The organism is Rhizobium sp. 'Codium 1' (assembly GCF_020889605.1).
Taxonomy (GTDB): Bacteria; Pseudomonadota; Alphaproteobacteria; order Rhizobiales; family Rhizobiaceae; genus Allorhizobium; species Allorhizobium algae.
This window is the reverse complement of the sequence record NZ_JAJGPW010000001.1, coordinates 392,347-413,344: the sequence shown is the minus strand read 5'-3', so window position 1 is coordinate 413,344 and position 20,998 is coordinate 392,347. Positions and strand designations below refer to the sequence as shown.

17 protein-coding genes are annotated in these 20,998 nt (G+C 61.7%); 9 read left to right on the top strand and 8 right to left on the bottom strand.

From position 1 onward, the window contains the following. Positions 1-104: 104 nt before the first annotated feature. From edd to LJE98_RS01950, 5 genes are all read right to left on the bottom strand, one after another. The gene (gene edd, locus LJE98_RS01970) at positions 105-1,922 is read right to left on the bottom strand and encodes a phosphogluconate dehydratase (RefSeq protein WP_229573046.1); all 1,818 of its coding nucleotides are present in this window, start codon (positions 1,920-1,922) and stop codon (positions 105-107) included. 122 nt (positions 1,923-2,044) lie between these two features. Further along, positions 2,045-2,743: a 6-phosphogluconolactonase gene (gene pgl / locus LJE98_RS01965; protein WP_229573045.1), complete on the bottom strand. Its 699-nt coding sequence runs from the start codon at positions 2,741-2,743 to the stop codon at positions 2,045-2,047. A gap of 11 nt (positions 2,744-2,754) precedes the next feature. Then, positions 2,755-4,227: a glucose-6-phosphate dehydrogenase gene (gene zwf, locus LJE98_RS01960; protein WP_229573044.1), complete on the bottom strand. Its 1,473-nt coding sequence runs from the start codon at positions 4,225-4,227 to the stop codon at positions 2,755-2,757. Between the two features lie 318 nt (positions 4,228-4,545). Further along, positions 4,546-5,832, bottom strand: coding sequence for an NAD(P)/FAD-dependent oxidoreductase (locus tag LJE98_RS01955; RefSeq protein ID WP_229573043.1), 1,287 nt, complete (start codon positions 5,830-5,832; stop codon positions 4,546-4,548). A 13-nt stretch (positions 5,833-5,845) separates the two neighbouring features. Further along, complete coding sequence (locus tag LJE98_RS01950; protein ID WP_229573042.1) at positions 5,846-7,282, bottom strand: glutamine synthetase family protein; 1,437 nt, start codon at positions 7,280-7,282, stop codon at positions 5,846-5,848. 121 nt (positions 7,283-7,403) lie between these two features. Between LJE98_RS01950 and LJE98_RS01945 the strand changes: the two genes are divergently transcribed. The 4 genes from LJE98_RS01945 (at position 7,404) to LJE98_RS01930 (ending at position 12,966) form a co-directional block, all read left to right on the top strand. Then, entirely contained in the window at positions 7,404-8,585 is a 1,182-nt protein-coding gene (locus LJE98_RS01945) for an NAD(P)/FAD-dependent oxidoreductase (protein WP_229573041.1), read from the top strand. Positions 8,586-8,756: 171 nt separating this feature from the next. Continuing rightward, entirely contained in the window at positions 8,757-8,906 is a 150-nt protein-coding gene (locus LJE98_RS01940) for a hypothetical protein (protein WP_229573040.1), read from the top strand. 289 nt (positions 8,907-9,195) lie between these two features. After that, positions 9,196-11,724, top strand: a complete 2,529-nt coding sequence (locus LJE98_RS01935; RefSeq protein ID WP_229573039.1) for a methyl-accepting chemotaxis protein — start codon at positions 9,196-9,198, stop codon at positions 11,722-11,724. Positions 11,725-12,090: 366 nt separating this feature from the next. Then, complete coding sequence (locus tag LJE98_RS01930; RefSeq protein WP_229573038.1) at positions 12,091-12,966, top strand: LysR family transcriptional regulator; 876 nt, start codon at positions 12,091-12,093, stop codon at positions 12,964-12,966. 113 nt (positions 12,967-13,079) lie between these two features. Here LJE98_RS01930 and LJE98_RS01925 read toward each other — a convergent pair whose 3' ends face one another. After that, entirely contained in the window at positions 13,080-13,328 is a 249-nt protein-coding gene (locus LJE98_RS01925; protein ID WP_203019758.1) for a hypothetical protein, read from the bottom strand. Between the two features lie 202 nt (positions 13,329-13,530). Beyond that, entirely contained in the window at positions 13,531-14,820 is a 1,290-nt protein-coding gene (gene aceA, locus LJE98_RS01920) for an isocitrate lyase (RefSeq protein WP_229573037.1), read from the bottom strand. Between the two features lie 238 nt (positions 14,821-15,058). Here aceA and LJE98_RS01915 point away from each other — a divergent pair, with 238 nt between their 5' ends. From LJE98_RS01915 to LJE98_RS01895, 5 genes are all read left to right on the top strand, one after another. Further along, a complete protein-coding gene (locus tag LJE98_RS01915; protein WP_229573036.1) occupies positions 15,059-16,486 on the top strand; it encodes a helix-turn-helix domain-containing protein in 1,428 nt (475 codons plus the stop codon). Between the two features lie 139 nt (positions 16,487-16,625). Then, the gene (locus LJE98_RS01910; RefSeq protein WP_229573035.1) at positions 16,626-17,726 is read left to right on the top strand and encodes a polyamine ABC transporter substrate-binding protein; all 1,101 of its coding nucleotides are present in this window, start codon (positions 16,626-16,628) and stop codon (positions 17,724-17,726) included. An 85-nt stretch (positions 17,727-17,811) separates the two neighbouring features. Beyond that, entirely contained in the window at positions 17,812-18,966 is a 1,155-nt protein-coding gene (locus tag LJE98_RS01905; RefSeq protein WP_229573034.1) for an ABC transporter ATP-binding protein, read from the top strand. 12 nt (positions 18,967-18,978) lie between these two features. Continuing rightward, positions 18,979-19,884, top strand: a complete 906-nt coding sequence (locus LJE98_RS01900; RefSeq protein WP_229573033.1) for an ABC transporter permease subunit — start codon at positions 18,979-18,981, stop codon at positions 19,882-19,884. 10 nt (positions 19,885-19,894) lie between these two features. Further along, positions 19,895-20,716, top strand: coding sequence for an ABC transporter permease (locus tag LJE98_RS01895; RefSeq protein WP_229573032.1), 822 nt, complete (start codon positions 19,895-19,897; stop codon positions 20,714-20,716). A 20-nt stretch (positions 20,717-20,736) separates the two neighbouring features. On the opposite strand, the gene LJE98_RS01890 is transcribed toward LJE98_RS01895, so the two are convergent. Then, complete coding sequence (locus LJE98_RS01890) at positions 20,737-20,979, bottom strand: DUF6460 domain-containing protein (protein WP_229573031.1); 243 nt, start codon at positions 20,977-20,979, stop codon at positions 20,737-20,739. Positions 20,980-20,998 lie beyond the last annotated feature (19 nt).

The following is a 20,998-nucleotide window of genomic DNA, read 5'->3' as shown; positions in this document are numbered from 1 at the left end:
ACGGTCGATGGCAATGTCGCCGACCCGTGACCGAACCCGTCGGAACGCAAAGAAAAAGGGCCGCGTTTGACTGCGACCCTTTTTGCCATGAAGCGACGAAGACGTCAGAAGAGAACGCTGGCGCCCTGATCTGCCGGACCCGCAATGCGGCGGAAGCTGGCGAAAAGTTCCCGGCCCATGCCGAACTCGTTGTCGTCGAGATTGGTCGTGGCAAGCGGCCTGGCGTTGAACTCGGCAGCATCGACCAGAACTTCCAGTGTTCCGGCTATGGCATCGAGACGGACAATGTCGCCGTTCTTGATCTTCGCGATCGGGCCGCCATCAACGGCTTCTGGCGTGAGATGGATCGCCGCCGGGATCTTGCCCGATGCGCCGGACATGCGACCGTCCGTCACCAGAGCGACCTTGAAGCCGCGATCCTGCAAAACGCCCAGTGGCGGGGTCAGGCGATGCAGTTCCGGCATGCCGTTGGCCTTGGGGCCCTGGAAGCGAACAACGGCGATGAAGTCGCGCTCCAGCTTGCCGGCCTTGAAGGCGTCCTGCAATTCCTGCTGGTCGTTGAAGACGATCGCCGGGGCCTCGACGACGTGACGTTCCGGCTTGACGGCAGAAATCTTGATGACCGCCTTGCCGAGATTGCCGGTCAGCATCTTCAACCCGCCATTCGCCTGGAACGGCTTGTCGATGGTGGTCAGGACCTTCGGATCGGCACTGACCTCTGCTGAGGGTTCGCGATGCACGGTGCCGTCGTCGGCCAGCTTCGGATCGATCGTATAGGAAGCGAGACCCTGGCCATAAACGGTGCGCACGTCGTCATGCACGTAACCGGCCTTGAGCAACTGCTTGATCAGGAAGCCCATGCCGCCGGCGGCGTGGAAGTGGTTCACGTCGGCAAGTCCGTTCGGATAGACGCGGGCGAGCAGCGGCACGATGTCGGAGAGTTCCGAAATGTCCTGCCAGGTGAGCTTGATGCCGCCGGCGCGCGCCATGGCGATCAGATGGATCGTGTGGTTTGTCGAGCCGCCCGTGGCATGCAGGCCGACGACGCCGTTGACGATCGAGCGTTCGTCGATCATCTCGCCGGCCGGCGTGAACTCGTTGCCGAGGGCGGTGATGGCAAGCGCACGTTTGGTGGCTTCCTTCGTCAATGCGTCGCGCAGAGGGGTGCCCGGATTGATGAAGGAGGCACCGGGCAGGTGGAAGCCCATGATCTCCATCAGCATCTGGTTGGAATTGGCCGTGCCATAGAAGGTACAGGTGCCCGGCCCGTGATAGGACTTGGACTCGGCTTCGAGCAGTTCTGCGCGACCGACCTTGCCTTCTGCGTAGAGCTGGCGGATCCGCGACTTCTCGTCATTCGGCAGCCCTGTGGTCATCGGCCCTGCAGGAATGAAGACGGCGGGCAGGTGGCCGAAGGTGAGGGCCGCGATCATCAGCCCCGGCACGATCTTGTCACAGACGCCGAGATAGACGGAGCTATCGAACATGTTGTGCGACAGGCCGATGGCTGCCGACATCGCGATCGCATCGCGCGAAAAAAGCGAGAGCTCCATGCCGGGCTGTCCCTGGGTCACGCCATCGCACATGGCGGGAACGCCGCCTGCGACCTGCGCTACGCCACCCACTTCGGACGCGGCCTGGCGGATCATCGCCGGATAGGTCTCGAAGGGCTGGTGCGCCGAGAGCATGTCATTATAGGCGGTGATGATGCCGAGGTTCGGCACCACGTCACCGGCGAGCGCATCCTTGTCCCTGGGCGAACAGACGGCGAAGCCGTGGGCAAGGTTGCCACAGGACAGGGTCGAGCGGTGCACGCCCTTCGAAATCGCCCGGCGGGTCCGGTCGAGATAGGCTTCACGGGTCGGCTTGGATCGCTCGACGATCCGCTTGGTGATGGCTTCGATACGGCTATCAGCACTCATAGGAATGGCTCCTCATCTGGCGCGGGCGCTGAGGCGCACATCGCGCAAAGGCCTTCTCGGCCATGAAACTCGTCATAGGTGCGTCGACCTGCCGAAACGCTCCGGCAGACGAGGGCTCCCGCTCAGGGCGCCCAGTAGATCTCAGGCCTGGTCTGAGCGCGTTCGAGAACGGCCCGGATCGGCATGTCCTGCTCGTCGGTGCCGGCAAGCGCCTTCTCCAGCACGGCCTTCTTTTCCGTACCCTCGATGTGGACCGCGAGCAGGCCGGCATCGTGAAGCGCCGAGAAGGAGAGGGTGAGGCGAGCCTCGCCCGCGCCCGGTGCTTCCATCGTCATGACGCGGCGCGGCAGCGTCAGATCAAGCGCTGCGGCAAGGTGATCGCCACCGGGAAAGAAGGAGGCCGTGTGCCCGTCCGTTCCCATGCCGAGGATCGCCACGTCGAAGGGTTTGCTCATGCCAGGCACGATCCCGGACGCTGTCCTTGCGGCATCCTCGATCGTTGCCTCGGGACGGTAGAGCGGTACAAATTCCGCTGCCGCAGCATCATTCTTCAGGAGATGCGTCTTCACCAGCAGATGGTTGGAGCGCGGATTGTCTTCGGGCACGAAACGTTCATCGACAAGCGTGACCTTTACCTTGGCCCAGTCGAGAGTCCGTGTCGACAGAGCTTCGAAGAAAGCCTTGGGGGTCGAGCCACCGGACACGGCAAGCGTCGCTTCGCCACGACGCCCAATCGCTGCGGACAAGGCCGAAGCCACGGTCTCGGCGAGATCGGTCGCAAGGGCGGACCCGTTCTCGAATGTCTTCATCTGATGCGCCATCGGTTCGGGCCTCAGTCGATTTCGTGCCAGGTGCGGCCGTCACGCTCGATCAGCGCGATGGCCTGGCTCGGGCCCCAGGTACCGGATGTGTATCCCTGCGCCTTCTGGCCGATTTCTTCCCACGACTTGAGGATCGGGTCGCACCAGTTCCACGCGGCCTCGACTTCGTCGCGGCGCATGAACAGGGTCTGGTTCGAGCGGATGACATCCATCAGCAGGCGTTCATAGGCGTCGGGATTGCGCACGTCGAAGGCCTGCGCAAAGCTCATGTCGAGCGATACGTGGCGCAGGCGCATGCCGCCCGGGCCCGGATCCTTGATCATCAGCCACTGCTTGACGCCTTCGTCCGGCTGCAGGCGGATCACGAGCTTGTTTGCTTCGATGCGTCCCGCATTTTCGCCGAAGATGGAGTGCGGGATCGGCTTGAAGGTGATGACGATCTCCGACATCCGGGTCGCGAGACGCTTGCCGGTGCGCAGATAGAAGGGCACGCCGGCCCAGCGCCAATTGTTGATCTCTGCCTTGATCGCCACGAAGGTTTCGGTGTCGGAGGCAGCCCCCAGCTCTTCCTGGTAGCCGTTGACGGCACCGCCGGCAGAAGCGCCGGCCCGATACTGGCCGCGGACCGTCTGCTTCTCGACATTGGCAGGTGTGATCGGCTTCAGCGAACGAAGGACCTTGAGTTTCTCGTCACGGACCGCTTCCGCGTCGAGCGAGGATGGAGCTTCCATGGCCACGAGGCAGAGCAGCTGCAGAATATGGTTCTGCACCATATCGCGCAGCGCGCCAGCCTTGTCGTAATAGGTGACGCGACCTTCGAGGCCGACGGATTCCGCGACCGTAATCTGGACGTGGTCGATATGGGCCGAGTTCCACAGCGGCTCGTAGAGCGCATTGGCGAAGCGCAGCGCCATCAGGTTCTGCACCGTCTCCTTGCCGAGATAGTGGTCGATACGGAAGATCTGGTCTTCCTTAAACACCTTGCCGATTGTGTCGTTGAGGATCTGCGCCGAGGCGAGGTCACGGCCGATCGGCTTCTCGACGACGATGCGGGTCGACTTGGTGATCAGCTTGTGGTCGCGGATCTTGTCGGCGATATCGCCGAAGATCGAGGGCGAGACGGCGAGATAGAAGGCACGAACGATGTCCTTGCCCTGGTCGAGAAGCTTCTTCAGATCTTCCCACCCCTGGTCCGCCTTGGCGTCGACAGAAATGTAGTAGATGCGCTCGAGGAACTTGGCGACTTCCGCCTCATCCAGCTCCTCGGCCTTCAGGTGCTCGTGCAGGGCATCCAGCGTGAACTTGCGGTATTCCTCATGCGTCATCGCAGTACGCGATGCGCCGATGATCCGGGTCGGCTCGGTCAGCTGACCGGCGAGCTGACGGTGGAACAGGGCCGGCAACAGCTTGCGCTCGGCGAGGTCGCCGGTGCCGCCGAAGACGACATAGTCAAAGGGTTCAACGGGGATGATCTGGCTGCTCATGCGGCATCTCTCGTTCGGACAATTCGTTGAACGGATTCTAATCTAATCGATTTAAAAAAGCCACCCTCACCGCAGCGATTTTGTTTTTGCGGGGCGTTGGCACCCTTGGCGAACGCTGTTCTGCGACAATGAATCACACGCCAGGACGACGGCAGCGCGACGCCCGGGCGACAGAACATGCCGAACGGATGAGAAGGATCGGCAAGGCAGCAAAGATGGTGCCACAGGCGGCGAAAAAAGAGCGTGCCCCGTCAAACCCGGCTGCGTTGAAGACGCTTGCCACGCGCACCGGTGCACACGCCCGCCGAGCTGCCATTATCAGAACCGGTCGCGAAGCGCATACCAGGTGAGCGCCAGAAACAGCAGCGGCTTGCGCAGGCTTGCGCCTCCTGGGAAGGGTGGAATCTTCAGCTCTTTGAGCAGGTCGAGTTCCCGCGCATTGCCGGCCACCATGTCCGCATACATTTTGCCGGAATAGTTGGAAAGCATCACGCCATGCCCGGAATAGCCGGCAAGCGAGGTTACCCCTGGCAGAACGTCGCGGGCAAAGGGCTTGCGGGGAAGCGTGATGCCGACGGATCCGCCCCATCCATGTGTAATCTCGATATCTCCGAGATCCGGATAGATCTCCGCGATCTGCCGGCGGATATGGCTGGAAATGTCGCGCGGGCTGTCGGCCGTATAGGCCTCGCGCCCGCCGAAAAGCAGACGCCCGTCACGGCTCTTGCGGAAGTAGCGCACAACAAACCGGCTGTCGGCCACGGCCTCCGAGCCCGGCAGCACCTGGGGAAAGCGGTCGAGCGGTGCCGTCGCTCCGATGAAGGACCGGATCGGCATGACATGGGCTGCCGTCACCGGTTCCAGATTGCCGATATAGGCATTGGTCGCGATCAGCACCCGGTCGGCCGTGATCGTACCCTTCGGCGTATCAATGACGGTCTTGCCGCCCGCCTGGCGAATGGCACTTGCCGGCGTCATCTCGTGGATCCGGGCGCCGGATGCAGCGGCAACCCGAGCCAGACCGACGAGAAGTTTCAGCGGGTGGATATGCCCGGTGCCGGTGTCACGAACGCCGAAGTGATACCGTGTCGAACCGACACGCTCATGCGTCTCCTCCCGATCCATGAACGAGATATGCGGATAGCCGTAGCGCGCCGCCATGGTTTCGGCCTCATGGCGGTAGTCGGATTCCCCGCCACGCTTGTGGGACACGTTCAATTGCCCGGGCAGATATTCAATGTCGATATCGTGCTGTTCGGCGAAGTCGAGCAGGTAGTGCTTGGCATTCTCCGCCATCTCGAACAGAGCCTTCGACCGCTCGAAGCCGAGTTCGGCCTCCAGCTCTGCCGGAGAGGCGCGCTGGCCGGTGCCGAGCTGGCCGCCATTGCGCCCCGATGCACCGTCTCCGAAGCGGCCGCCTTCGATGAGAACCACCGAGACGCCGAGCCGGGCGAGATTGAAGGCGGCCTGAAGGCCGGTGAAGCCGCCGCCGATGATGGCGACGTCAGCCGAGGTGGAGCCATCGAGGGCCGGATATTCCGGCCGCTCGCCCACACTTGCCTCATACCAGGAAATCCCCGGCGCAATCGGGCTTTGCCATGTCATGGGGTCTACTCCCTCACACGTTAAGCAGGAGGAATTCGCGTTCCCACGGGCTGATCACCTGCATGAAGGTCTCGAACTCACCGCGCTTCACGCCGGCATAGAGCCCGACGAATTCGGCTCCGAACACGTCGTTGAAGTCAGGCTCGCCCTCGAGCAGGGCCACTGCCTCCAGAAGGCCGCGCGGCAGATCCACGGACCCTTCATTGGCAGATCCTTCTGCCGCAGCCGTCGGTTCGATTTCCTTGATGATGCCGAGATAACCGCAGGCGAGCGAGGCCGCGAGCGCGAGGTAGGGATTGGCGTCAGAGCTCGGCAGACGGTTTTCGACACGCCGTGCAGCTGCATCCGAAACCGGCACGCGGAAGGCCGTCGTGCGGTTGTCGTAACCCCAGGCGTTGTTGACGGGGGCGGCCATGTCCGGGGTCAGACGGCGATAGGAGTTGACGTAAGGCGCCAGCATCACCAGCGAACTCGGCACGTATTTCTGCATGCCGCCGATGAAGTGGAAGAACTCCGGCGAGGCCGACCCGTCGGGATTGGAGAAGATGTTCTTGCCCGACTTGGCGTCGACTACCGACTGGTGAATGTGCATGGCAGAGCCCGGCTGTCCCTGCATGGGCTTGGCCATGAAGGTCGCGTAGATCCCGTGTTTCAGCGCCGCCTCGCGGATCGTGCGCTTGAACATGAAGACCTGATCGGCGAGCTCGATCGGATCGCCGTGGCGCAGGTTGATCTCGAGTTGTGCCGGGCCTTCCTCGTGGATCAGGGTATCGATCTCGAGCCCCTGCTTCTCCGAGAAGTGATAGATGTCGTCGATCAACTCGTCGAATTCGTTGATGGCGGCAATCGAATAGCCCTGGCCTCCGATGATCGAGCGGCCGGAGCGGCCCTTCGGCGGACGCAGTGGGTAATCAGGGTCGTCGTTCATCGCGACGAGATAGAACTCGATTTCCGGCGCGACGACCGGCTTCCAGCCCTTTTCGTCATAGAGGCGCAGCACGTTTTTCAGAACGTTGCGCGGCGTATAGGAAACGTTTTTGCCATCGACATCGACGATATCGCAGATCACCTGTGCGGTCGGATCGGTCTCCCACGGCACGACGGAGAGCGTCGAAAGATCCGGCAGCAATTTAAGATCGCTGTCGCGCGGCTCGTAGCGGAAGTTCTCCGTCTCATCGGGATATTCGCCCGAGATCGTATGACGATAGAGCGCCGAGGGCAGGGCCAGCGAGGTGTTCGAGGTGAACTTGGACGAGGGCATCATTTTGCCGCGCGGAACGCCGGCAAGGTCGGGCGTGATGCATTCGATGTCTTCGATGCCGCGGGCCTGGAGCCAGGTCGCTGCTTCCTTCCAGTTCGAGACGCCACGCTTCGATCCGGGATCTGGCGGGACAGTCGCCTTTTTGGAAGCAGCGTTCTGGGGTCTCATCATGGATTTCTTCGCGGGCATGTCTCACCGGTTGGCTGTTGATGCTCGCCATCATAGCCAGACTTTGGCCTTTGGCGAGGGGGACGCGTTGACTTTGATCATAAGTTTGTCGAGACAGACAGCGGATCCCCGGGAGAGCAGTATGTCCAGGAAGTATGACGTCGCCATCATCGGAGCCGGTGCCGCCGGCATGATGGCGGCATTCACAGCCGGTCGGCGCGGCCGCTCTGTCGTCGTGCTCGACCATGCCAAGGCGCCTGGCGAAAAGATCCGTATCTCCGGCGGCGGGCGTTGCAACTTTACCAATATTCATGCCGGGCCGAAAAACTACCTCTCTGAGAATCCGCATTTCGCCAAGTCGGCGCTCGCCCGCTACACACCGGCCGATTTCATCGCCATGGTCGACCGCCACAAGATCGCCTGGCACGAAAAGACCCTCGGCCAGCTCTTCTGCGACGATAGCGCCAGGGACATCATCCGCATGCTGCTCGAAGAAATGCGGGCGGTCCATGTCGAGATGAAACTCTCCTGCGAGATCACCGAGGTGAAAAAGGGGGCGGATGGCTTCCGACTGGCGACGACCGAAGGTCCGATCCTCGCGACAAGCCTCGTGGTCGCCTGTGGCGGCAAGTCGATCCCGAAGATGGGCGCGACAGGATTTGCCTATCGCCTCGCTGAACAGTTCGGCTTGCCCGTCACCGAGACCCGGCCGGCGCTGGTGCCGCTGACCCTTGAACCCAATCTCTTGGGCGAACTGTCGGAACTCGCGGGCGTTGCCGTCGATGCCGATGTCAGCTGCGGCAAGACCCGCTTCAGGGAGGCGCTGCTCTTCACCCATCGTGGGCTTTCCGGCCCCTCGATCCTGCAGATCTCCAGCTTCTGGCGCGAGGGCGACGAGATCCTGCTCACGCTCCAGCCGGATGTGGATTTCCTGGGGACGTTGAAGGCGGCCAAGCGCGAGAATGGCCGCCAGCAGGTCCAGACGGTACTTTCCCAGCAACTCCCGAAGCGGCTTGCCCAATATCTGACCGATGCGGCCAAGCTGGAGCGGCCACTCGCCGACCTGCCCGACAAGGCGCTGTCATCGCTTGCTGAGCGTATCCGTCGCTGGCCCATCAAGCCTGCAGGTTCGGAGGGGTATCGAACGGCCGAAGTGACACTCGGTGGCGTAGACACCGCCGCGCTGGACGGCCGCACGATGCAGGCCAAGACAGTGCCGGGGCTCTACTTTATCGGCGAATGCGTCGATGTGACCGGTTGGCTCGGCGGCTATAACTTTCAGTGGGCCTGGGCCTCCGGTCATGTCGTTGGCGAAAGCCTCTGAAAAAGCTCCCGTTTCGGACAAGCTGCCCTTGGTAATTCAGGACTTGTTAACATGCGTCGGTCATCCTGCCTGAATGCCGGTGCGACATCCTCAAATGTCGCGACATGAGGTCTGGCCGGCGACAGCCCGCAAGGGCATGACCTTCCCCGGCCGCATCAAGGACCGCGCCCCATGAACCGTCAGACCCGCAAGCCTCGCGCCATAGCAATCGCCATCACCCGCGTCCGTGACGAAGAGCGTGCCCGCCTTCGCCATCTGAGCATCGTCTGCCTTTGTGCCGTCAGCGCGCTTGCAGCTCTGGCGATCGGCTTCTTCGCCTGACCTCAATCGCCTGATGCCCCCTCTTGGTGAAGCGGATCGCCGCCGGTCTTCCTGTGGCCCTGCCGCCGCCGCGCCTGGTCTGATGATCTGCTGTGCCTGCTGCACTTTTGTCCTCGTGCATGAGCTTGTTCAAGGCCGCCCACGCCTGTGGCGCCCTTTAACTCGGTCTTGAGACTTTTACTGCAACTCTTGTTCTCGGAGTGGAGTGCAGACGGCGACGACAACAATCGCAGCCGTCCAGTTTTTTAAGAGGTGGAGCAGCGATGCTCTGCCTTCTTTTGGAGGGACAATGTTGATCGATCATATTCTGTCGCGGTTTTCGATTTCGACCAAGGTCATGGCCTTCGTTCTCCCATTTGTTCTGTCGATTACTGCGGTCGGTCTCATGGGCCTCTACGCCTCGGGCCTCCTCCAGCAGCGCATGGAAATTTCCAATGGCACGATGCGGTCGCTGAACGGCTTCCGCAACGTGAATGCCGCAATGACGCGCTTCCTTGACGAGACCTCGGAGGAGACGCGCGGCGCGGTCGTCGGCGAACTGTCGACGCAACAGGCAACCCTTACCCAGAACTTGTCCGAGATCGGTGCCGACGGCATGGGGCGCAACTTTCTCGACGAGGCGATCGCAGGCACGGGTGCGGTCAATGAGAAGATCGATGTCCTCTGGCAGCTCTACCAATCCGAAGTGGCGCTGGATGCCTCCATCCAGGAACACCTGAAAGGGCTGATGGCGCAGCAGATCCGCGTCGCCGACGAAGCCCAGAAGCTGCAGCGTGCCGTGCTTGGCGGCGAAAACGAGGCGAAGGGTGTCTTGAAGGAGGCCGAGCGTCTTTCGGCCGGCGCCAAGCATCTGGCCGAAGTGACCAAGGGCTATTTTGCGGCAGGATTGCCGGAAGAGCAGTTCCCCTACCTGCAGAAGCAGTTGCCGGAACTCGTGAAGACCCAGCGCAAGATCGCCAACGCCCTGCCGTCCGAGCACAAGGATATGGGCAAGACCTTCCTCGCATCGATCAACGAGATCAAGAAGCTGGTCGCAACCGGCGACCTAAGCCTCGAGAATGGCCGCGCCGTAGGCTCAGTCCTTTCACGCTTCCGCGGCTTCCAGGACGTCCTGACTGCAGGCGCCGCAACCAAATATAGCGAATCCGTCCAGAAGTTCGCCGCCGTCGAGACCGGAGCCGTACAGGCCGCCGATATCCTGATCGGCAGCCGCAAGCTTGTCGCCGATGTCTACGACCTGCGCATTCTGACGGCGACCTTCCTCAACGTGAAGAACGACAAGACCCGCGAGCCGATTCTGCGCCAGATCAAGCTGATCGGCGACAATCTCGCTGTGCTCGGCGGCAGCATTTCTGACAAGGCCTTTTACGATAGCCTGGCAGGCGCCATCACGCCGCTTCTGGCCTCCCTCACAGCCGATACCGGTGCACTGGTGAAGGCAAGCGCCGATCGCAATGCAAGCTTTGCCGAAGCCAGCCGCACCATGGATGGCATCTGGATGTCACTGACCGCCTTCGCCGACCTGCAGAAGGATGTTGCCGGCACGGAACGCCAGGAGGCGAACCGCATCTCCATCGGCACCACCATCGCTGGCGTGCTTCTCGCCGTCATCGGCGGCATCGCTCTCGTCGTTACCCTGCAGCGACCGATCGCACGCATCACCTCGTCGATGCAGCGCCTGGCCGAAGGGGATCTCGAGGCTGGGATCGTCGGAGACAAGCGCGGCGATGAGATCGGTGCCATGGCCCGGGCACTCGCCGTCTTCAAGACCAATGCCCATACGAAGCTCGAAATTGAATCCGAGCGCCAGCGCGAGCAGATGGAGGCGGAATCCGAACGCCGCCGCAATGATGAGGAAAAACAGGCGCTCGACCAGGAGATTGAACACGCAGTCGGCAAGCTCGCCCAGGCACTCGAACGTCTCGCCAATGGTGACATTTCCTTCGAGATCGAAGGCCGCTTCCACGGCCGTCTCGAACAGCTGCGCAACGATTTCAACCTGTCGCTCTCCCGCCTGCGCGATACGATGCAACAGATCGCCGGCAACGTCGACCAGATCCAGAACAACGGCCGCCAGATGGCTCAGTCCGCCCTCGATCTCGCGCGCCGCACCGAACAGCAGGCCGCCTCGCTCGAAGAGACCGCCGCCGCCGTCGACGAAATCACCGCCGCCGTGCGGTCGTCTTCGGAGCGCGCAGAAACGGTCAACGGTGTCGTCCGCGAAGCCAAGAAGAATGCGGATGAATCCGCCATCGTCGTTGGCAGCGCGATCTCGGCCATGGGCCGCATCGAGGACGCCTCGCGCCAGATCTCCAACATCATCGGTGTCATCGATGAGATCGCCTTCCAGACCAACCTGCTGGCCCTGAATGCCGGGGTCGAGGCGGCCCGTGCCGGCGACGCCGGCAAGGGGTTTGCCGTGGTTGCGCAGGAAGTCCGCGAACTCGCCCAGCGCTCGGCCGGTGCTGCAAAGGAGATCAAGGCTCTCATCAATCGCTCTGCGGAAGAAGTGGCCAGCGGCTCAAACCATGTCCAGCAAACGGGAACGGTGCTCTCCCGCATCGGCGGCCAGATCGCGACGATCAGCGAGCACATTGAGATGATTGCCGAGACCAGCCGCGAGCAGTCAGGTGCCCTGCAGGAGGTCAACGGCGCCGTGGGTCGCATGGATCAGATGACGCAGCAGAATGCAGCCATGGTGGAAGAGGCAACCGCCGCCACCCAGGATCTTTCCGCGCAGACGGATCAGCTGCGGGATCTTCTGCAACAGTTCAGGATCGAGGCAGATCGCCAGCGTCCGGCCAGCCGCGCGGCCTGATTTCTCTCTCGCAAAATGACAAAGCCCGGACATCGCGCCGGGCTTTGTTGCGTCAGGTTTGGGGCGAACGGCAGGTCGGATCGGGGGCAGGGCGACATGCCGCCTGTGTTCCACGTCTCCACCGCAGCCGCTCGACCAAGGAGCGGCTGAGCCGCGAGACGCGGCTCCAGGGAGCTTCGCCAAATTGAGCGTAGAACTCGTCTTCCGACAATTGGTCGTTCTGACCCAACTTTCTTTTCAGCGCGATGACGGCCAAGGCTGCGTAGACTTCTTGCATGACGGATCTCCTGAGATTGATGCCGTCACCTTTTCTATTCGCCATTTCTGGATGTATGAACAGCCAATGATGTGCTATGTCGTTCATCCATGAAAGATGTTGCCTGGGATTCCTATCAGCTTTTCCTCTCGGTCGCCCGACAGGGTGGGCTTTCGGCCGCTGCTGAAACAACGGGGCTCAGCGCCGCAACGCTCGGTCGCCGCATGGTCGAACTCGAACAGGCGCTGGGGCGTGAGCTCTTCCTGCGCAGCCAGACGGGCTATCGCCTCACCAGCGATGGCAGCCAGTTGCTGGAGCACCTGGTCGAACTGGAGGCTGGCAGCCAGCGTGTGGAGGAGTGGCGCCGCGGCAAGGCCGGGCAGTCGCTGGTGCGGATCAGTCTTGGGACATGGATCGCCTGGCTTCTCTGCCAGAACATGCAGATGATCCGCACGCCGCGCGACGAGTTCCGCATCGACCTCCATGTCGCGGAGCAAAGATCACGGCTTTCGCATCGGGAAAACGACATCGGCCTGCGTGCCTTCGAGCCGGAGGAGCCCAACCTGGCAGCCATCCCGGTGGGGGAGGTCGCCTATGCCGCCTATCGGGCGCGCAACAGAGAGTGGATCGGCCCGGAGCCGTGGATTGCGGTGGACGATGAAAATGCGGTTTCAGCCTATCTTCGCTGGCCGCGCCAGAATGCCGCCGAGCGGATTGTGGCGACCGTCAACCGGCCGAGATCCCTGCGCGATCTCGTCCGCGCCGGTGCGGGCCTCGGTGTACTGCCTTGTTTCGTCGGAGACCTCGATCCGACGCTGGAGCGGGTCGGCGAGGACATGCCCGAGCTGCGCCACCGGCAATGGATCGTGATGAACAACGATGATCGCCACAGATCCGACATCCGTGTGGTCGCGAACCGGCTGGAAAAACTCCTCAAGTCCCACCGGGACATACTGGCCGGCAAGCGGCCGAGCACGCGCAGCTGACACGTCCCGAAGATAGAAAAAACCCGCACGACGACTGGCACTCCTCCCCAGAGGCCGTCATCGTGCGGGAACCGGTCCGGAGGTCAGGGGCCGGCCGGGGGACAAGATCGTGATCAGGCCGCCTGATGGCTGCCCTGGGTCACGATGACGGGGATCAGGAGATCACCCCAGTTGCCGTCACCGCCATGGTGGCGGGCTGAGCGGACGAGCTCGACGGAGACGCCGGCATCGACGGCCTTCATGATCGAATGGTTGAGCCGGTGCAGGTCGTTTGCCAACATGCGGATCATCGCCTGCTGATCGGTGCTCATGGCCGAGGACTGTTCTTCGGCGCGTTCCTTGACTCGGGTCTGGGGTGTCATGGCATTTCTCCTCTTGGTGTCTGGGGTTCTTGAACGTTGATATGCGAGAACAAAGCCCTTCGTGCCGGCCCAACGCTTTACGCCTGAGCTGTTGCCGCCTTCGCCCCGCTGCCGGGGACAAACGCTGCCAGGTGCCTCGGTCTCGGGGCTCCCTCTCCCCGCCAGCGGGGAGAGGATCAAGATGAGGGGCAGTTGCCCAGGTTTATTCGGCGGCCGGGCGGAACTGCTCGGTTTCCGTCGATTCCTTCATTGCAGTCGTCGAGGACTGGCCAGCGGTGATCGCGAGAGAGACGGCGTCGAAATAGCCGGTGCCGACTTCGCGCTGATGCTTGGTCGCGGTGTAGCCGTTGACCTCGGCTGCGAATTCCGCCTCCTGCAGTTCCGAATAGGCCGCCATCTGACGATCCTTGTAGCCGCGGGCCAGTTCGAACATGCCGTAGTTCAGCTGGTGGAAGCCGGCGAGCGTGATGAACTGGAACTTGTAGCCCATCGCACCGAGCTCGCGCTGGAACTTGGCGATCGTTGCGTCGTCGAGATGCTTCTTCCAGTTGAACGACGGCGAGCAGTTGTATGCGAGTTTTTTGCCCGGATGGGCCTTGTGCACGGCTTCGGCGAACTTGCGCGCCTGCTCGAGATCCGGCTTCCCGGTCTCCATCCAGATCATGTCGCAATGGGGCGCATAAGCAATCGCACGTGCGATGCAGGGCTCGATGCCGTTCTTGACCTGGTAGAAACCCTCCGCCGTGCGGCCGGCATCATAGTCGACGAAGGGCTGGTCGCGCTCGTCGATGTCGGAGGTGAGCAGCTTTGCCGCTTCCGCATCGGTGCGGGCAATGATCAGCGTCGGAACGCCCATGATGTCGGCGGCCAGCCGCGCAGCCGTCAGGTTGCGGATATGGGCGGCCGTCGGGATAAGGACCTTGCCGCCCAGATGGCCGCACTTCTTTTCAGACGCGAGCTGGTCTTCGAAGTGAACGCCCGCAGCACCCGCTTCGATGAAGGCCTTCATGATCTCGAAGGCATTCAGCGGTCCGCCGAAGCCGGCTTCCGCGTCCGCAACGATCGGCGCGAACCATGTGTCGACCGAGAGGCCCTTGCCTTCCGCGGTCTCGATCTGGTCGGCGCGCTGCAGCGTGCGGTTGATGCGCTTGGCAAGCTCAGGTGCGGCATTCGCCGGATAGAGCGACTGGTCGGGATACATGGAAGAGGCCGTGTTGGCGTCGGCGGCGACCTGCCAGCCGGAGAGGTAGATCGCCTTCAGGCCTGCCCGGACCATCTGCATGGCCTGATTGCCGGAGAGCGCGCCGAGCGCATTGATGAAAGGCTCTTCGTTGATCAGCTGCCACAGACGGTTTGCACCCATTTCGGCCAGTGTATGCTTGATCTCGACCGAGCCGCGCAGGCGCTGTACGTCCGCTGCAGTGTAGGGGCGATCGATGCCGTCATAACGGCCCTTGGGGGCATTCGGAACGATGTTGTAAAATTCAGTCATGTCGTGTCTCCCTGTCACTGCTAGGTGCTGACCAAGTGAAGTTCTTCATGTTGGCTTGGCCGCTTCTGGTGTGACTATATTTACATCGCGCCGCAAAATGCGGCCAGAAAATTCGGTAAAACAGGGAGATGAAAGAGGTTACGCTGTATTGTCTTTGACAAAGCGAGCGTGTAAATTTGTAAATTCAGTCAAAGAGGGCGGTGCGTTGATTTCGGCAAATCTTGTAAAGGAGCTGTAAATGGCAGAGCGCAAGATCTTTGCGGGGCCTCGTGTCCGTCGCATTCGCAATGGCCTCGGCCTCACCCAGACGGCCATGGCCGAGGCGCTGGAAATTTCGCCCTCCTATCTCAACCTGATCGAGCGCAACCAGCGCCCCCTGACGGTCCAGCTGCTGCTCAAGCTGTCTTCCGTGTACAAGGTCGATCTTGACGAGCTGCAAGGCGAGGCTGGTGGTTCGACGAGCCAGTTGCGCGAGATCTTCGCCGATCCGCTGCTTTCGGGGGAATTGCCCGGCGATCAGGAACTGATCGAAGTCGCCGAAGCTGCCCCGAATGCCGCGAGCGGCATCATCAAGCTCTACCGCGCCTATCGTGAACAGGCTGCGCGTCTGTCGGATCTCGCCGATCTCCTGGCGCGGGAGGGGCATGAGACGTCTCTATCGGGTGCGCGCCTGCCGATCGACGAGGTGCGCGAAGTCTTCGAACGCCGGCCGAATTATTTCGCCCGGCTCGACGAGGCTGCAGAGGCCTTTCATGCCGGCCTTGGCCTGTCGGCCGGAGATGATCTCACGGTCGCCCTCAAGACATGGCTGCGTTCGACCCACGGCATTGTGGTGCGCGCGCTTCCCGTGCAGGCCATGCCCTCGCTGCGTCGCCGCTACGACCGCCACTCCATGCGCCTCTTCCTCTCGGAGCGTTTGTCGCCCTTCGACCAGTTGCGCGAGGTGTCGATGGAGGTGGTGCTGCTTGCTCTCGGCGAAGACGTGCAGGCCGAACTCGAAGGGCTTGAACTCTCCTCGGGCGAGGCGCGTCGCATCGCTCGCTTCGAACTGGCGCGCTATACCGCACATGCCCTGATGATGCCCTATGGAGCCTTTCTCTCGGCAGCCATCCGCGCCCGCTACGACATCGACGTATTGCGTGCCCGCTTCAACGTCTCCTTCGAGCAGGTGGCCAACCGGCTGACCATGCTTCAGCGCCCGGGTGCAACAGGCGTCTCCTTCTTCATGATGGAGATCGACAATGCCGGAAACCGTTTCCGCCGCGCAGGCGCGACGGGCTTCCCGCAGGCGAAGTTCGGCGGCGGCTGTCCCAAGCTCAATGTTCACGCCGCTTTCGCTCAGCCGGGGCAGATCCTGGTCGAGCAGGTCGAAATGCCTGACGGCAGCGCATTTCTCACCCTGTCGCGCACGCTGGAGGGCCCACAGGCCAGTTTCGGAGAGCGCATCCGCCGCACCGCGCTGCTGATCGGCTGCGACGCATCGAGCCGGGACGAGGTCGCCTATGCGGCCGCGCTTCCCGACCGCTCGGTGGCCCCGATCGCGATCGGCCCGGCCTGTCGCCTCTGCGAACGGTCAGGCTGTCTTGCTCGAGCGGAGCCCCCGCTGACCCGCCCGCTCGGCCTCGACGAGATGGTCACAGGCCTCTCCGCGTTCGATTTTCAGTGAGCGGGCGCGCGCCGACAAAAGCATTCGCGACTGCGAAGGATTTCGCTTGTCGCCCGTCCAATTCCTTTCTAGTCTCTTAAAAAAACAACGGGAATGGCATCGGGAGCACCTCGCTCCCCCAGCTGGAACAGGAGAAAAAATGAAGGCTCATTTCATCCGTACGGCGTCGGTGGCCCTGGCGACGATCTTCATCGCATCGGCTGTCCAGGCGCAGGAACGCGTCGTCAACGTCTACAATTGGTCCGACTATATCGACGAATCCGTCCTCGCAGATTTTACCAAGGAAACGGGTATCAAGGTCGTTTATGACGTTTTCGATTCGAACGAATTGCTCGAGACGAAACTGCTCGCCGGTGGCTCGGGCTATGACGTCGTCGTGCCAACGGCGCCTTTCCTTGCTCGTCAGATCCAGGCCGGCGTTTTCCAGAAGCTCGACAAGTCGAAGCTGTCGAACCTGACCAATCTCTGGCCGATGGTCAGCGAACGTCTGTCGAAATATGATCCCGGCAACGAATATGCCGTCAACTACATGTGGGGCACGACGGGCATTGGCTACAATGTCGCCAAGGTCAAGGAAGCGCTGGGCGCCGATTTCACCGTCGATAGCTGGGATACCATCTTCAAGCCGGAAAACGCCGAAAAACTGAAGGCCTGCGGTGTGAACATCCTCGACGCATCCGACGAGACCTTCGCCATCGCCATGAACTATATCGGCAAGGATCCCGACAGCAAGGAAGCCGCTGATCTGGAAGCGGGTGGCGAAGTCTATATGAAGATCCGCCCTTCGGTGCGCACCTTTAACTCGTCCGCCTATATTGACGATCTCGCCAATGGCGACGTCTGCGTCACGATCGGCTGGTCAGGCGATATTCTGCAGGCCAAGGCCCGCGCCGAGGAAGCCGAGAACGGCGTCGAGATCAACTATGTGATCCCGAAGGAAGGCACCTATATGTGGTTCGACAACATGGCGATCCCTGCGGATGCCAAGAACGTCGCCGAAGCCCATGAGTTCATCAACTTCCTGATGCGCCCCGACGTGATCGCCAAAGCCTCCAACTACGTGCAGTATGCGAATGGCAACCTGGCCGCCCAGGAGCTTCTGGATCCAGAGGTCAAGGACAACCCGGCCGTCTATCCGCCGGAAGACGTCATGTCCAAGCTCTTCACCATCTCGCCTTACGGCCCACGCGAGCAGCGTGTGTTGAACCGGGTCTGGACACAGATCAAGACCGGTAGCTGACCGGACACGAAATCGCCGGGCGCCCCAAGCGCCCGGCGATTTTCATCATGCTCTGGGTAACAAGAAAAACGGCTGGGATCGGGTAATGGCGAAGACACTGGGGCCTGTTAAGCACAAATTTTCTCCTTGGACCGATGCGAATGCCGTTCCTTTCATCCGCTTCGAAAACGTCACCAAGCGGTTCGGCGATTTCGTTGCGGTCGATAATCTGAGCCTCGATATCTACGAGCGAGAGTTCTTTTCGCTGCTCGGGCCGTCCGGCTGTGGCAAGACCACGCTCATGCGCATGCTGGCCGGCTTTGAAAAGCCGAGCTCAGGTCGCATCCTTCTGCAGGGGCAGGATCTCTCCGGCGTGCCGCCCTACAAGCGTCCTACCAACATGATGTTCCAGTCCTATGCGCTCTTCCCGCACATGTCGGTCGAAAAGAACATCGCCTTTGGCCTGGAGCAGGACAACATGTCGAAGGGCGAGATCGAGGCCCGCGTCCAGGAAATGCTGAAACTGGTGAAGCTGGAGCAGTTCGCCAAGCGCAAACCCAACCAGCTCTCGGGTGGCCAGCGCCAGCGCGTCGCGCTCGCCCGTTCAATCGCCAAGCGCCCCAAGGTCCTGTTGCTCGACGAACCGCTCGGCGCGCTTGATCGCAAGCTGCGCGAGGAAACCCAGTTCGAACTGATGGACATCCAGACCAAGCTCGGCCTGACCTTCCTGATCGTCACCCATGACCAGGAAGAGGCGATGACAGTGTCCGATCGCATTGCCGTTATGGACAAGGGCATTCTCGTCCAGGTGGCAACACCCGCCGAGATCTACGAGGCGCCGAATTCGCGTTATGTCGCTGACTTCATCGGCGACATCAACATTCTCGAAGCCAAGGTGGAATCCAAGCAAGGCGAGGGACCGGCCGAACTGGTGCACATCGACAGCGACGGCGTAAAGATCATCGTCGAACAGGCCTGCGATGCGACAGGGGGCGACAGCGTCGCCTTCGCCGTCCGGCCGGAAAAGGTGCAGATTTCGTCCACCCAGCCCGAGACGTCGACCGCCAACACGCTGCATGGTGAGGTCCTGGACATCGGTTATCTGGGTGACTTCTCGGTCTTCATTGTGCGCCTGGATGATGGCCGCATGTTCCGGGCCGCTCAGGCCAATGTCTCGCGGCTCGTCGATCGACCGATCACCTATGGCGACATGGTCTGGCTCTCCTGGCCGGCCGATGCCGGCCTTGTCCTGACACGCTGAGGAGGATGCCCCATGGCCGACAGTATCGCCGCCTCCAGATCCGGGTCCGCAAAATGGCTGGTCGTGATCATCCCCTATCTGTGGATGATACTCTTCTTCCTGACGCCCTTCCTGATCATCTTGAAGATCTCGCTGTCCGACACGGCAATCGCCATGCCGCCCTACCGGCCGGTGCTGGAAGGCTTCGCGGTGATCGGCGATTTCATCAGCCAACTCGACTTTGACAACTATGTCTTCCTCACGGAGGACTCTCTCTATTTCAACTCGTATGTCTCGTCGCTGCGCATCGCGCTGATTTCCACCTTCCTCCTGCTGCTCATCGGTTATCCGATGGCGCTCGCCATGGCGCGAGCCTCTGTCAGCATTCGCCCGACCCTGGTCATGCTGGTCATCCTGCCCTTCTGGACTTCCTTCCTGATCCGCGTCTATGCCTGGATCGGCATCCTGAAGCCCGAGGGGCTACTGACGGTGCTACTCCAATCGTTGGGCCTGATGGACGAAGGCAGTCAGGTGCAGATCTTCCGCACCGAGATCGCGGTCTTTATCGGCATCGTCTATTCCTACCTGCCCTTCATGGTGCTGCCGCTCTATTCCGCTCTCGAAAAGATGGATGGCACCCTTCTTGAAGCCGCGAGCGATCTCGGTTGCCCACCCTGGAAGGCCTTCTGGAAGATCACCTTCCCGCTGTCGATCCCGGGTGTCATCGCCGGATCGATGATCTGCTTCATCCCGATCACGGGCGAATTCGTCATTCCCGATCTTCTCGGTGGTGCCAACACGCTGATGATCGGCAAGACGTTGTGGACCGAGTTCTTCGGCAATCGCGACTGGCCGCTCGCCTCCGCCGTTGCCGTCCTGCTGCTTCTCATTCTGGTCGTGCCCATCGCCATCTTCCAGAATCAGCAGCAGAAAGCGTGAGGATGGGCCGATGAGACCCGGAAAATTTGACGCGACGATCCTGACACTCGGTTTCGCCTTTCTATACATCCCGATCCTGATCCTGGTGATCTACTCCTTCAACGAGTCGAAGCTGGTGACGGTCTGGGGCGGCTTTTCGCTGAAATGGTACGGCGAGATGTGGCGCAATGCCGGGCTGATGAGCGCGGCCTGGGTCACGCTACAGGTCGGCCTCCTGAGTGCTTCGCTCGGCACGGTCCTCGGGACGCTCGCCGCGCTGACACTTGTCCGCTTTACACGCTTCAAGGGACGCTTGCTGTTTTCGGGCATGGTCTATGCGCCGCTCGTCATGCCTGAGGTCATCACGGGCCTGTCACTGCTTCTGCTCTTCGTGGCGATCGGCGTCGACCGGGGTCTGATGACCGTCGTCATCGCACACACGACCTTCACCATGTGCTACGTGGCGATCGTCGTGCAGTCGCGCCTGCTCACCTTCGACACGAGCCTCGAAGAGGCAGCCCAGGACCTCGGCTGCCCGCCGGTCAAGACCTTCTTCAAGGTCACCCTGCCTCTCATCCTGCCCGCCGTCATATCCGGCTGGATGCTGGCCTTCACGCTCTCGCTGGACGATCTCGTGATCGCGAGCTTCACAACAGGGCCGGGTGCGACGACGCTGCCGATCAAGATCTATTCACAGGTACGCCTGGGGGTCACACCCGAAATCAATGCCATCTGCACCATCCTGATCGGCATCGTCACCATCGGGGTGATCATCGCATCTGTCGGCACAAAGCAGCGGGAACTCCAGCGGCAGCGGGACGAGCATGTCGCGGCGCGCGGCACCACGGCCTGATCGGCACGGGAGCCGCCCGCTCAGCCCCGGGGCGGCATCAGCAGATAGGTGACCAGCCAGATAGGCAAGATGACGACGGCGCCTATCAGCATCCGGGGTGCTGCCCAGGCAAAGGCAGACACGATGCCGTTATGCAGATCCTCCGCCGTCACGCCCAGCGTGTCGAGCGCGGCCCTCGGCGTTATGCCGAAGAAGGACAGAAGACTGCCTGCCAGCAGCGAGGCCAGCGCCAATTTGATGAAGCCTGATAGCAATGTCTGCACCTGTCGTCCCCCCCCCCCG